This window comes from Sphingomicrobium aquimarinum (assembly GCF_039655735.1).
In the GTDB taxonomy this organism is placed as follows: domain Bacteria; phylum Pseudomonadota; class Alphaproteobacteria; order Sphingomonadales; family Sphingomonadaceae; genus Sphingomicrobium; species Sphingomicrobium aquimarinum.
The window spans coordinates 473,644-487,471 of sequence record NZ_JBBYXH010000002.1 but is presented as its reverse complement, the minus strand read 5'-3'; the positions used below and the strand labels follow the sequence as shown (position 1 = coordinate 487,471).

Annotated in this window: 10 protein-coding genes; 6 read left to right on the top strand and 4 right to left on the bottom strand. The window is 66.7% G+C overall.

Features of this window, described 5'->3' with window-relative positions; all coding sequences use genetic code 11:
- Positions 1-45: 45 nt before the first annotated feature.
- From WJS89_RS08545 to WJS89_RS08525, 5 genes are all read left to right on the top strand, one after another.
- Positions 46-858 carry an esterase/lipase family protein gene (locus WJS89_RS08545; protein WP_346341195.1) on the top strand — a complete coding sequence of 271 codons (813 nt, stop codon included), beginning with the start codon at positions 46-48 and terminating at the stop codon, positions 856-858.
- A gap of 114 nt (positions 859-972) precedes the next feature.
- Complete coding sequence (locus WJS89_RS08540) at positions 973-1,740, top strand: ImuA family protein (protein WP_346340517.1); 768 nt, start codon at positions 973-975, stop codon at positions 1,738-1,740.
- Positions 1,661-3,316, top strand: coding sequence for a DUF6504 family protein (locus WJS89_RS08535; RefSeq protein WP_346340516.1), 1,656 nt, complete (start codon positions 1,661-1,663; stop codon positions 3,314-3,316). Before WJS89_RS08540 ends, WJS89_RS08535 begins: the two co-directional genes overlap by 80 nt.
- A 3-nt stretch (positions 3,317-3,319) precedes the next feature.
- The gene (locus WJS89_RS08530; protein ID WP_346340515.1) at positions 3,320-6,835 is read left to right on the top strand and encodes an error-prone DNA polymerase; all 3,516 of its coding nucleotides are present in this window, start codon (positions 3,320-3,322) and stop codon (positions 6,833-6,835) included.
- 85 nt (positions 6,836-6,920) lie between these two features.
- On the top strand, positions 6,921-7,079 hold the full coding sequence (locus WJS89_RS08525) for a Flp family type IVb pilin (RefSeq protein ID WP_346340514.1): 159 nt from the start codon (positions 6,921-6,923) through the stop codon (positions 7,077-7,079).
- Between the two features lie 54 nt (positions 7,080-7,133).
- Here the strand turns inward: WJS89_RS08525 and WJS89_RS08520 are convergent, their stop codons facing one another.
- From WJS89_RS08520 to hppD, 4 genes are all read right to left on the bottom strand, one after another.
- Complete coding sequence (locus WJS89_RS08520) at positions 7,134-8,663, bottom strand: alanine/glycine:cation symporter family protein (protein ID WP_346340513.1); 1,530 nt, start codon at positions 8,661-8,663, stop codon at positions 7,134-7,136.
- A 144-nt stretch (positions 8,664-8,807) separates the two neighbouring features.
- Positions 8,808-11,024, bottom strand: a complete 2,217-nt coding sequence (katG, locus tag WJS89_RS08515; RefSeq protein WP_346340512.1) for a catalase/peroxidase HPI — start codon at positions 11,022-11,024, stop codon at positions 8,808-8,810.
- A gap of 141 nt (positions 11,025-11,165) precedes the next feature.
- Positions 11,166-11,597 (bottom strand): VOC family protein, encoded by a 432-nt coding sequence (locus WJS89_RS08510; RefSeq protein ID WP_346340511.1) that lies wholly within the window; start codon positions 11,595-11,597, stop codon positions 11,166-11,168.
- Complete coding sequence (hppD, locus tag WJS89_RS08505; protein ID WP_346340510.1) at positions 11,594-12,691, bottom strand: 4-hydroxyphenylpyruvate dioxygenase; 1,098 nt, start codon at positions 12,689-12,691, stop codon at positions 11,594-11,596. The genes WJS89_RS08510 and hppD overlap by 4 nt, the downstream gene beginning before the upstream one ends.
- A 189-nt stretch (positions 12,692-12,880) precedes the next feature.
- Here hppD and WJS89_RS08500 point away from each other — a divergent pair, with 189 nt between their 5' ends.
- Entirely contained in the window at positions 12,881-13,822 is a 942-nt protein-coding gene (locus tag WJS89_RS08500) for a hypothetical protein (protein ID WP_346340509.1), read from the top strand.
- The last annotated feature ends 6 nt before the right edge of the window (positions 13,823-13,828 follow it).

The following is a 13,828-nucleotide window of genomic DNA, read 5'->3' as shown; positions in this document are numbered from 1 at the left end:
GCTTCATCGGAACTTCAGTCTCGTTTCGCCATTCTTCCAGTGAAGATGGAAGCCGCCAACGCCTTGCCCAGCGATACGCTCTCCGAACTGGCCCCGACGGGCTGGGACAGGGTGCGCGAGATTGCCTGGCAGTTGCCGCGTCTGGCGGGGTTTCGCGGACCCGACGGTGCCGACGGCCCCGAGGACGGGCCGCCCGCGCTCGTCATTCCCGGCTTCCTCACCTCCGATCGCGGCACCCACCTCATCCGCCACGCGCTCGGTCGCTACGGCTGGCGCGCGCATCCTTGGCAACTGGGGACGAACAAGGGTGCCTATGCGGGCCTGATCGATGCGCTGGAAGAGCGGATCGACGCTATCGGCGAGGGCAAGCAGGTTCTCGTCGTCGGCTGGAGCCTCGGCGGTCTCTACGCGCGCGAACTGGCGCGCCGCTGCCCCGGCAAGGTGCGCGCGGTGGTCACGCTCGCGTCGCCCTTTTGCGGGGACCTCAAGACGAACAATTCGGCGCGCTGGGTCTATGAGTGGGTGGCCGGCCATGACGTCCACGAGCCGCCCTTCCCGCGCTTCGAGGAAAAGCCGCCCGTCCCCACCATCGCGTTCTGGAGCCGAAAGGACGGCGTCGTCGCGCCGGGCGCGGCGTGCGGCAAGGGCGAGATCCATTGCGACCGTGCGGTCGAGATCGACACCCAGCACATGGGGTTCGCCGTGTGGCGGCCCGCGCTCAGTCGCATTGCGCGCAACATCAATCGCTTCGTTGCCGAAGCCGAGGGCCAGTCGCCGACGATGGACTGGCGCGAACGCCGCCGCGCCAGGCGGCACAACCGCAAGGAGCGCCGGGCGGCGATCCGCGCGGCGAGTTGAGCCGAGTCGGGGGCGTCCAGGCCGCTCTCCAGCCCTGCCGATCCGCGATTCTTGACTCCGGCCCCGGACTCGCGCGAATAAGAACAAACGAAGAACAAAGTGATTGCGAGTCGTGTGGCGAACAGGTTTCCCCTGCGCCCCGACGACCGCTCCGTGGCGCCGTGCGAACGGTCCGCGGGCGATGTCGTGCGGGCTGTCGAACCGTCCTTCCCCAAGCGGGATGACGGCGAGGGGGAGGCGCGCTCGCAAGGAATGCCGGGACGCGGGCCGCTGCTGCCGTCATCGCCCACGCTCGCCGAACTCTTCGCCGTCCATCCGCGCGATGCGGGCTGGACCCGTCTGCTGGCCGCCGCTCTCCCCCGGGCGGGGCCCGTGCTGTGGGTCCAGGAACGGATGGCGATCCTCGAGGCCGGGCGCATCCATCCCCCCGGCCTCGGGGACTTTCCCTCGATCATCCATGTCACCGTGCCCGACACCCCGCGGCTGCTCTGGGTCATGGAGGAGGGCCTCCGATGCAAAGGACTAGCCGCCGTGATCGGCGAAGCATGGGGCGCGCATGCGCGGATGGATTTCACCGCCACGCGCCGTCTCGCCTTCGCGTCCGAACGCCAAGGCGTGCCCTGCTGGCTCGTCCGGCTGGGCGCGGGGCAGGCCAACCTCTCGGGCGCGCGCTGGCGCTGGCGGGTGGAAAGCCTGCCGAGCCTCGCCCATCCCTTCGACCCCAAGGCACCGGGCACCAGCCGACTGACGCTCGACCGGTTTCGTGCGCGCGGCCATCCGCCGGGCGTGGAGGAATGGGCCGATGAGCGCGCGGCCTATCCGTCGCCGGATCGTGTCGATCTGGCTCCCGCGCCTGTCGATCGAGCGATGGGAGAAGCTTGATGTCGAGCGCGATCCCGACGCGCGCGTGGCGCTGACCCGCGAAGGCAGCCACGGGTTGCTCGTCCATGCGGTCAGCGATCCTGCCGCCGCGATCGGAATCCGCGCGGGCATGCGCCTCACCGATGCGCGCGCGCTCGATCCGGCGCTCGACGCCGTACCGTGCGATCACGAAGGCGACGCGGCGCTGATGAAGCGGCTGGTGCGCTGGGCGGGCCGCTGGTCGCCGACGGTCGAGCAGGACGGGCCCGCCTCGCTTCGCCTCGACGCGACCGGCGCCGCGCACCTGTTCGGCGGCGAGGAGATGATGCTCGACGATGTGGAGCGGCGGCTGGACGCGATGGGCCTCACCGCCCGCACCGCCGTCGCCGATACCGCGCTCGCCGCCTGGGCGCTGGCGCATTACGGGACCGGAAGTTCCCGCGAGGGGTCGGGCCCGAATTCCCGCGAGGGGTCGGGCCAGTATCCCCGCAAGGGGTCGGGGAGGGGCGAACTTGGCTCGGCACAGCTCGGCGCTCCTCCCCGCAACACGATCGAACGCAAGCTCGCCTCGGGCGCGCTGGCCGCGCAGCTTGCCCCGCTACCCGTTGCCGCGCTGCGCCTCTCGCCCGCCGTCGTGCAGACGCTGAACCGCCTCGGCCTCAAGACCATCGCCAGCCTGTCGGGGATCGAGCGCCGCAGCCTCGCGCGCCGATTCCGCAGCCCCGACAACCCGTTGGACGCGCTCGACCGCGCCCTGGGCCGCGCCGAGGAGCCGCTCACAGCCACGCGCGACACGCCCCCACCCCGCGCGCTCCTCAAGCTGAAGGAGCCGGTCGCCGATCCGTCGGCCGCGAGCCAAGCCCTCGACCTGCTTGTCCCCAACCTCGCCCGCAAGCTGGAGGCGGAACGCCTTGGCCTGCGCGGAATCGAGCTGGCCGGCTATCGCGTCGACGGGTCGGTCGCCGCCATCCGCGCCGGCACCGCGCTCGCCACGCGCGAGTCCAAGCACCTCCACCGCCTGCTCGCCGAGAAGACGGGCGAGATGAACCCCGAGTTCGGCTTCGACGCCTTCACCCTCACCGCGCTGGCACCCGAACGCCTCGACGCCGCACAGGATGCGCTCGACGGCGGCGAACCCACGGGCGTCGCGGTCGGACGGCTTGTCGATCGCATCGCCACCAAACTGGGCTCCCACGCGGTCACCCGCCCGCGCCGCCGGGCCAGCCACATGCCCGAACGCTCGTCCGGCTGGCAGTCGGCGCTCGCCGACGCGCAAGGTGAGGAGGCTATCCCTGTCCAGGCCCCCCGCCCCGAGCGCCTGCTCGACACGCCCGAGGCGATCAGCGTCCTCTACGCCACTCCCGAAGGCCTGCCCCGCCGCTTCGTCTGGCGCCGCGCGGTCCACGACATCAAGCGCGTGCAGGGCCCCGAACGGATCGCGCCCGAATGGTGGCGTGAATATCGCCCCGCGCGGCTGCGCGACTATTATCGCGTCGAGGACCAGGCCGGCCGAGGCTACTGGATTTTTCGCGAGGGCCTCTTCGGCGATGGGCGCGGTGGCGAACCGCAATGGTACATTCACGGCCTGTTCGGGTGACTCATGCCTGACGCCAGTCCCGCCTCCTTTTCCAAAAAACGCCTGCTCGCGGGCGATGGCCCCGTCGTGGCCGTGCCGCCTGCCGATTATGTCGAGATGGCCGTCACCACCCCCTTCACCTTCCTCACTGGCGCCTCCGATGCGATCGAACTCGTGCTCACCGCATTGGAGAAAGGGATGCACGCCATCGGGGTCGCCGATCGCGATACGCTCGCGGGCGTGGTGCGGGTGCATAGTGCAGCCAAGGCAGCCGGGCTGAAGCCGCTGATCGGGTCCCGACTGACCTTCGATCGCCCGCCCTCGCTGGTCGAAAAACCCGCCGCCAACTGCAATCGGCCGGACAGCGACCCGGCGCGCTTCGAACTTCTCGCCTACCCGCTCACCCGCGAGGGTTATGCGAACCTCTCGGTGCTCCTCAGCCTCGGCAAGATGCGCAGCGAGAAAGGGGAATGCGACCTCACGCTCGCCGAAATCGCCGATCATGCCGCCGACATCGCCTTCATCGCCATGCCGGGGGAGGATCTGGACGCCTTCGAACAGACCCTGCCGACCCTCGTCTCCCGCTTACCGAGTATGAACCATATCGGTGCATCCTATCTCTATCGGGGTGACGATGTGGCGCGCATCGAGCGATTGGATCGCCTTGCCCGCGCCCATGGCCTCTCGATCCTTGCGACCAACGACGTGCATTATCATGCGCCGGAGAAACGCCCGCTGCAGGACGTCATGACCTGCATCCGCGACAAGGTGACGCTCGAAACCGCGGGCTGGCGGCTGCACGCCAATGCCGAGCGTCACCTCAAGAGCCCGGGCGAGATGAAGGCGCTGTTCGAGCGCTGGCCGCACGCCATTGCCGCTACCCGCATTTTCGCCGACGCGATCCGCTTCAGCCTCGACGAACTCAAATATGAATATCCGCAGGAAACCTGCCCCGGCGGGCGCACGCCGCAGCAGCACCTCGTCCATCTGGCTTGGAAAGGCGCGAGCGATCGCTGGCCCGAGGGCGTGCCCGTCCGCGTCATCAAACAGATGGAGAAGGAACTGGCGCTGATCGAAAAGCTCGACTTCGCGCGCTACTTCCTGACCGTTCACGACATCGTCGCCTACGCACGCGGGCTCGACCCGCCGATCCTGTGCCAGGGCCGCGGGTCGGCCGCCAACAGCGCCGTCTGCTATTGCCTCGGCATCACCGCGGTCGATCCTTCGACTACCGACCTCCTGTTCGAACGGTTCATTTCCGAAGAGCGCAAGGAGCCGCCCGATATCGACGTCGATTTCGAGCATGAGCGGCGCGAGGAGGTGATCCAGCACATCTACGCCAAATATGGCCGCGAGCGCGCCGGCATCGCCGCGACCGTCATCCACTACCGCCCGCGCATGGCGATCCGCGAGGTCGGCAAGGTGATGGGCTGGTCCGAAGACGTGTGCGCCGCCATCGCCGCCACCTTCTGGGGGTCGATGGAAAGCGAGATGCGCGAGGAGCGCGTCGCCGAAGCGGGCCTCGACCTCAGCGACCCGCACCTGAAGCGCACCGTCCACCTCGCCGAACAGTTGATCGGCATGCCGCGCCATCTCTCGCAGCATGTCGGCGGGTTCATCCTCACCGAGCGCCCGCTGACCGAGACCGTGCCGATCGGCAATGGCGCGATGCCCGACCGTACCTTCATCGAGTGGGACAAGGACGACATCGAGGAGCTGGGCATCCTCAAGATCGACGTGCTGGCGCTCGGCATGCTGACCTGCTGCCGCAAGGCCTTCGACCTCATCGAAGCGCATCACGGCGAGAAGTGGGACCTCGCGACGCTGCCCAAGGAAGAGCCCGGCGTCTACGACATGCTGTGCGAGGGGGACTCATTAGGCGTCTTCCAGGTCGAGAGCCGCGCGCAGATGAACATGCTGCCACGCCTGCGTCCCCGCGAATTCTACGATCTCGTCATCGAGGTCGCGATCGTCCGCCCAGGTCCCATCCAGGGCGACATGGTCCACCCGTTCCTCAAGCGCCGACAGGGCAAGGAGCCGGTCTGCTACCCCTGCCCCGACCCCGATCATGGCGAACCCGACGAACTGGAGCGTATCCTCCGCCGCACGCTGGGCGTCCCCGTCTTCCAGGAACAGGCGATGAAGATCGCGCTCGATGCAGCCAAGTTCTCGAGCGCGGAGGCCAACCAGCTCAGGAAGGCGATGGCGACCTTCCGTAGCCGCGGCACCATCGACCTGCTTCAGGACAAGATGGTCGGGCGCATGGTGGAGCGCGGTTACGATCCCGAGTTCGCCGAGCGCTGCTTCCACCAGATCCGCGGCTTTGGCGAATATGGCTTTCCCGAAAGCCATGCGGCCAGTTTCGCGTTGCTCGTCTACGTATCGAGCTGGCTCAAATGGCGCTACCCCGCCGCCTTCGCCGCCGCCTTGCTCAACAGCCAGCCGATGGGCTTCTACGCCCCCGCGCAGATCGTCCGCGATGCCAAGGAGCATGGGGTCGAGGTGCGCCCCGTCGACGTCAACCATTCGCATTGGGACTGTACGCTCGAGCCGACCGACGCCGAGCCGGTCGCGCAGCGCCGTAGCTGGGGTTCGACCGCGCTCCCGGCTGACGCCTGGGCGCCCGACAGCCTGCCCCCGCCCAGCCCGCGTATGGCGCTGCGACTCGGACTGCGCCAGATCGACGGGATGCGTTTGGACGACGCCACCCGCATCGTCGCCGCCCGCGCGTCGGTGCCTTACGAAAGCGTGGAAGACGTCAAACGCCGCGCGGGCGTCGGGGTCGCCGCCGTCGAACGGCTCGCCGAAGCCGATGCCTTCCGCTCGATCAAACTCGATCGCCGCGCCGCGCTTTGGGACGCCAAGGCACTGAAGGGCGCGCCTGCACTGCCGTTGTTCGAAGCCGCCGACGCGCGCGACGAGGGCTGGGAAGTCGAGCAGGTCCGCCTGCCGCAGATGCCTTTGTCCGAACAGGTCGTCACCGACTATCAGACCACGCGCCTCAGCCTGAAGGCACACCCGATGAGCTTCCTTCGCCAACATTATGCCGCGATGGGCTGCGTGACCGCGGGCGAGCTCCGCTCGATGCGCTACGGACGCCGCGTCCGCCTCGCCGGCCTCGTCCTCATCCGCCAGCGCCCCGGCAGCGCCAAGGGCGTGTGTTTCACCACCATCGAGGACGAGACGGGCGTCGCCAACCTCGTCATCTGGCCCGACGCCTTCGAGGCCTACCGCCCCATCGTCATGGGCGCGCGGCTCCTGAACGTCACCGGCATCGTCCAGCACGACGATGCGGTCGTCCACGTCATCGCGGCGAAACTGGAAGACGATACCGCCTTGCTCTCCAGCCTCTCCGACCGCCTCCTCGCCCCGGCGGCCGGACGCGGCGACGGTGGCGGGGCGTGGGCACCGCACGGCGGGCGCGGCGACGAGGTGGCAGGCGGCGGCAGCGGGACGATGCCCGAACTGCATCAGGGCCGGACGACGGGCGTCCATCCGCGCAACGTCGACTGCATCCCCAAGGGCCGCAACTTCCGTTGATAACGGGCGTGGTTACGCAACGTTAACCCCAGCCGTCTAAATCGCGTTACCGAGACACTCGTTTACGTGCCGGAGAGGACGAAGAATGACCCGACTGAAGACGATGCTCGCCGACACGCGCGGCGCCACCGCGATCGAATATGCGATACTGGCCTCGCTCATCGCGGTCGCCTGTGTCGGCGCCTTCATGACGCTGCGCGAAGCCAACGGCGAGCAGTTCAACGAGATCGAAAACAGCATGTAAAATCGAAGCGGGGCCGGACTTTCCTCCGACCCCGCCCATGCAGATTGCTCGTTCCTAGTGGCCGACGCCCGGCGGCGGCCCGCGGTCGATCGTGCCGTCGTCGCCTTCCTTGACGATCTTCTTCAGCTCGTGCGTCGGTCCCGCATCGCGTTGGCCCTTGGCGAGTTTGAAGACGACGCCAGACAGCAGCGCCAGCGCCAGAAGGTTCGGCAGCGCCATCGCGGCATTCGAGATGTCGCCCATGCGCCAGACCAGCTCGAGATCCACGCTCGCGCCGACGAAGATGACCACGCACCAGAGCAGACGCCACAGGAAGTGCAGCACCTTCTCGCCCTTCACGCTCGCGCCCGGGGTGCGGTCGTAGATGAAGGTGATCGCGCGCTCGCCGTAATAGCTCCACGTCAGGAGCGTCGTGAAAACGAACAGGATCAGCGCGACCGACACGATGAAGGTACCGATCGGAATGCCGAGAATGGGCAGCGGGAACGCCGCGCCATAGGCCGCCGAGGTCATCTCGAAGCCGTTGAGACCCGACTGCCAGGCGTGCCGCACGGGCTCGCCGTTATAGTCGAAGTCCCCCGCTACGGTGAGAATGACGAGCGCGGTCATGGTGCAGATGACGATCGTGTCGATGAACGTGCCGAGCATCGCCATGCGGCCCTGCTGTTCGGGATCGTCGGTCTGCGCGACCGCGTGCGCGATCGGGGTCGAACCCTGCCCGGCCTCGTTCGAGAAGAGGCCGCGCGCCGCACCGGCCCGGATCGCGATGATGATCATCGCGCCGAGGAAGCCGCCCGAGGCGGCCTGCGGACTGAAGGCGCCACCGAAGATGCGACCGAAGGTTTCCCCGAGATCGCCAAAGTTGAGGATGAGGGCGAGCAGCGCGAGCAGGATGTAGGCCACCGCCATGAAGGGAACGACCTTTTCCGCGACCGAGCCGATCGACTTGATGCCGCCGACGATGACCGCGAACACCGCAACCGCGACGATGATGCCCGAAAGCCATTCCTCGAAGCCGAACAATTCGCCGAAGCTGTCGGCGATCGAGTTGGACTGGATCGAATTGCCGGTAACGACCGCGCTGAACAGCGTGCCGATGCAGAAGAGGATCGCGAGCCACGTCCACTTGGGACCCAGCCCCATCATGATGTAGCTCATCGGCCCGCCGCGATAGGTACCGCCCGCCGATTTCTCGCGGTAGCGGATAGCCAGCGACCCTTCCGCGAAGGCCAGCGCCATGCCGATCAACGCGGTGATCCACATCCAGAAGATGGCGCCGGGCCCGCCCAATGTGATCGCCGTGGCGACCCCCGCCAGGTTGCCCGTGCCGACCTGGCCCGAGAGCGCCGTCGACAAGGCCGCGAAGGGCGAGATCTCGCCCGCGCCTGAACTCTTGCGCCCCGCGAACAGCCCCGAAAAGGCGCTGCCGAGCTGGCGAAGCGGATAGAATTTGAGCCCGACCATGATCCACAGGCCGACGCCGAAGAGGATCAGCACCATCGGCGGGAGCGGAATGACCTGGTCGCCGTTCCACACCCCTCCCCAGATAAAGCCGGAGATATTGTCGATCGTTTCGAAATTCATGGTTCAGCGCCCCCCAGGCACAGCGAAATGGATGGAGGGCGAGACTAGCGGCACATCGTCGAAGCGCAACCCGCCTCGCGGCCGCGCACGAAAAAGGGCCACCGTCTCCGATGGCCCTCCTTCCTATTGCCGTCGCGACGAGGTTCAGGCGTACTTCTTGTACCGCAGGTCGAAGCGGTCGGCGTCCATGACCTTCGTCCACGCGGCGACGAAGTCCTTCACGAATTTCTCCTCGTTGCCCTTCTCGGCATAGACTTCGGCGATCGCGCGTAGCTGCGAGTTCGAGCCGAACACGAGGTCGGTGCGCGTGGCGCGCCACTTCTCGGTGCCCTGATTGCGGCACTTGCCGACGAATTCCTCGTCGCCGCTCTCGTCGACCACTTCCCAGATCGTGCCCATTTCCAGCAGATTGACGAAGAAGTCGTTGGTCAGCACGCCCGGACGGTCGGTGAGGACGCCGATGCGGTTGCCATGCTCGGAATGTTCGCTGACCGCGCCCAGCGCACGCATACCGCCCAGCAGCACCGTCATTTCGGGCAGCGACAGGTCGAGCAGATGCGCCCGGTCGATCAGCATGTCCTCGGTCTTCACGCTGGCCTTGGTCTTCAGATAGTTGCGGAAACCGTCGGCGAACGGTTCCAGCGGCTCGAAGCTCTCGGCATCGGTGTCCGCGTCGGTCGCGTCGCCGCGGCCCGTCGTCACGTCGACATCGACCTTGAAACCACCGTCGGCGGCTGCTTTCTCGATCGCCGCCGCGCCAGCCAGCACGATCGCGTCGGCCATCGACAGGCTGCCGCGCATCTCGTCGAGCCTGGCGAGCACGCCCGACAGTTCCTCGGGGTCGTTGACCGCCCAATCCTTCTGCGGAGCGAGCCGGACGCGCGCGCCGTTGGCGCCGCCGCGATGATCGGACTTGCGATAGGTGCTGGCCGAGGCCCAGGCCGCCTTGACGACCTCGGGAACGGTCATGCCGCTCGCCTTCACCTTGTCCTTGAACGCCTTGACCGTGGAGGCCGAGGCTTCCTTGCCCTCGGGAACATGGTCCTGCCAGATCAGCGTTTCCGACGGCACTTCCGGGCCGAGGTAGCGAGCCTTGGGCCCCATGTCGCGGTGGGTCAGCTTGAACCACGCGCGGGCGAAGGCATCGTCGAGCGCGGCCTGATCGTCACGGAAACGCTCCGAAATCTTGCGATAGTCGGGGTCACGCTTCAGCGCCATGTCGGCCGTCGTCATGATCGTCGGCACCTTCTTGGACGGATCGCGCGCGTCGGGGGCCATGTCGGCTTCCTCCGGGTCGATCGGGGTCCACTGGTTGGCACCTGCGGGCGACTTGGTCAGCTCATATTCGTACTTGAAGAGCAGGCGGAAATAATCGTTGCCCCACTCGGTCGGATTGGGAGTCCACGCGCCCTCGATCCCCGAGGTGGTGATGTGACCCTTGCCGATCTCTTCGGGATCGGTGAGCCAGCCGAAGCCCATCGAATGCAGGTTCTCGCCTTCGGGCGCCTTGCCGAACGTGTCGGCGGGCGCGGCGCCGTGGCACTTGCCGAAGGCGTGGCCGCCCGCGGTGAGCGCGACGGTTTCCTCGTCGTTCATCGCCATGCGGCTGAAGGTCTCGCGCATGTCGCGCGCCATGCCTTCGGGATCGTGCGGATTGCCGCCCGGGCCTTCGGGATTGACGTAGATGAGGCCCATCTGGATCGCGGCGAGCGGATTATCGAGCGCCTTGCCTTCGTCGGGGTTGATACGCGTCGGCACGCCTTCGTCGACCCACTGCTCTTCGGTGCCCCAGTAGACAAGTTCAGGTTCGAACACGTCGGCGCGGCCGCCGCCGAAGCCGAACACGGGCCCGCCCATGTCCTCGATCGCGATGTTGCCGGTGAGCACGAAGAGGTCGGCCCAGCTGATATGCTTGCCGTACTTCTGCTTGATCGGCCACAGAAGGCGCCGCGCCTTGTCGAGGTTGCCGTTGTCGGGCCACGAGTTGAGCGGGGCGAAGCGCTGCTGGCCGGAGGACGCACCGCCGCGCCCGTCGCCGGTGCGATAGGTGCCCGCCGCGTGCCACGCCATGCGGATGAAGAAGGGTCCGTAATGGCCATAATCGGCGGGCCACCACTCCTGGCTGTCGGTCATCAGCGCCTTGATGTCGGCCTTCAGCGCCTTGTAGTCCAGTTTCAGGAAGGCGGCGGGATAGTCATAGTCTTCGCCCATCGGGTTGGCGGCCTTGCCGTCCTCGGTGAGGATTTCCAGGTTGAGCTGGTCGGGCCACCAGTCGCGGTTCGTGCGTCCGAGCAGCGAACGCATCTCGCGGTCGCCATGCATGGGGCAGCCGCCCCCGATCTTGCCTTTTTCGATGTCCATGAAGGGACTCCTCTCGCGTTTATGGGAAACTCGTATGCTCCCAATGATGCGGGACGCGGCCCCGTTCCGTCCAACGCTTTGCGTTCATGAGTTCAATCGACTGGGTCAATCGAAGAGCGCGCCGACCGTTGGCCCCATCGATCACTCGGTCGCGAAAATCCGGTCCGCGCTGGCAAAGGCCTTGAATTCCAGCGCGTTGCCCGCCGGATCGCGCACGAACATGGTGCGCTGTTCGCCGGGTTGCCCCTCGAACCGCGTGCGCGGCTCGATCAGGAAGCGCGCGCCTTCCTTCTTCAACCGTGCCGCCAGCGTGTCGAAGGCGTCGAAATCGAGCACCAGCCCGAAATGAAAGATCGGCACTGCGTCGCCATCGACGTCATTACGCGCCTGTCGGTCATCGAAATCGGGATCCAGATGCGCGACGATCTGATGGCCGAACAGGTCGAAGTCGATCCACGTCGCGCTCGATCGCCCTTCGCGAAGGCCGAGCACGCCGCCGTAGAAGCTGCGCGCGGCCTCGAGGTCGTCGACCGGAAAAGCGAGATGAAACGGCGGCGGTGCACCCGCGCTCACGCGGGTTCTTCCACCTTCAGCGCGCCGCGCTTGATCTGGTCGCGCTCCATGCTTTCGAACAACGCCTTGAAATTGCCCTCGCCGAAGCCCTCGTCACCCTTGCGCTGGATGAATTCGAAGAACACCGGCCCGATCTTGGCTTCGGCAAAGATCTGGAGGAGCAGCCGGGGTGCGCCGTCCTCGATCGTCCCGTCGAGAAGGATGCCGCGCGCTTCCAGTTCGCCGACCGGTTCGCCATGGTCGGGCAGCCGTTCATCGAGCATCTCATAATAGGTCTTGGGCGGCGCAGTCATGAAGGGGACGCCCGTTTCCTTCAGCTTGTCCCACGCGGCGTAAAGGTCATCGCAGATAAGTGCGATATGCTGGATGCCCTCGCCGTTGAACTGCTTGAGATATTCCTCGATCTGGCCCTTCCCGCCGTCGCCTTCTTCGTTCAAGGGGATGCGGATCTTGCCGTCGGGCGCGGTCAGTGCCTTGCTGGTCAGCCCGGTATATTCGCCCTTGATGTCGAAGTAGCGGATTTCCTGGAAGTTGAAGAGCTTCTCGTAATAGTCCGCCCAATAGGACATCCGTCCGTTGTAGACGTTGTGCGTGAGGTGATCGATCCGCTGGAAGCCGGCACCTTCGGGGTTTCGATCGACACCTTCCAGATATTCGAAATCGATGTCGTAGATCGTGAGGCCCTCGCCCGCCTCGTCCTGATAGCGATCGATGAGGTAGATATAGCTCCCGCCGATGCCCTTGATGGCGGGGATGACCAGTTCCATCGGCCCCGCATCGGTCGGTACCGGCTGCGCGCCCTTCTCCATCAGATGATCCCACGCCGCGGCCGCGTCGCGCACGCGAAAGCCCATGCCGCACGCGCCCGCGCCATGCTCCTGCGCGAAATACCATGCCGGGCTTTCGGGCTCGTAATTGGTGATGAGGTTGATGCCCCCCTGCCGCCACAACTGCACGTCCTTGGAACGGTGGTCGGCGACGTGGGTGAAGCCCATCGCTTCGAACACCGGCTCGAGCATACCCTTCTCGGGCGCGGTGAACTCCACGAATTCGAAGCCGTCGAGGCCAGCGGGATTGTCGAACAGGTCGGGCATGATGAACCTCTGGGTAGGAGTGAATGTGGTCGCGCGGGTATCGCCCCTTTCTAGCACAGGGCGCCGCGCCCTACCAAGCAACGCATGTGCCGGTAAAGGGTTCGCGCTGCCGTGCTGCGGCACCCTTTACCGGATAGCAACGAGAGCGCGGTATCGCACGTCCCACCCTTCGCTTTTGGAGCCTGTCGGATGTCGATCAAGTCTGCGTTTGTCTGCCTTTCCTGTCTCGTTCTCGCCGCGTGCGGCGGCGAGGGCTCGAGCCCGCCGCCTGCTTCGGGAGGGACACCGCCCGCAACGCCGACACCCACCCCGCCGCCGACCCACTCCTCGTCGATCGTACCGATCTCCTATGAGGAGGGGTTCGAATATGAATCGCTCTTCGCGATTGCCGCGACCAGCACCGAATATTCGCTCGACGGCCGCGTCCATGTCGAAAGCCGCAACCATGGCTGGGCGGACGACCCCGTCATCGGCTTTGAACCGTCGCCCGAAGCCGCCTCCTGGGCCGGCCCGGGTGGAAGCCTCGACTTCGGCGCCGCGGAACGGCTGACGACCTCGCCGATGCGCATCTACATGGGGCAGGGCGAGCGGGCCGGATACAGCTACTCGCTCGGTCATCACGAGGGCGCGGGCGCGCTCCGATACGTCAGTCTGGCATGGCTCAAGCAGCCCGCGACGCCAGCCCCTGACCGCGGCGGTGAAACCCGCCAGACGGTTACCGCCGCCTTCGGCGCGATCAGCGACGATACGCGCAGCCTGACCTCGACGCTGCGCTACGATGCGACCGCCTATATCGGCGGCGGCACCACCTTCACCTCGAGCCGCCTTTCCGCGCGCGCGGCCACCGTGTCGGTCGCCGCCGGGAGCGACGGCGTGAGCGGAACGATCGTCCTCAGCCGCGTCGAGAACGGCGCGGAACGCGAGCATGCGCGCCTCCAGCTGAAGGGAACGCTCTCCACCGGCACCAACAGGATCAGCGGCACGATCGTCGATGCATCGACCGGCTATGCAGGCACGTTCGAAGGCGCGCTTTTCGGCCCCGAGCGCAACGAAATCGCGCTGGCACTGCTGTTTTCCCGCGATGGCGACGCGGCCGACTATCACGGCTTCTACCTCGCCCCGCAGAACTGACGCGAA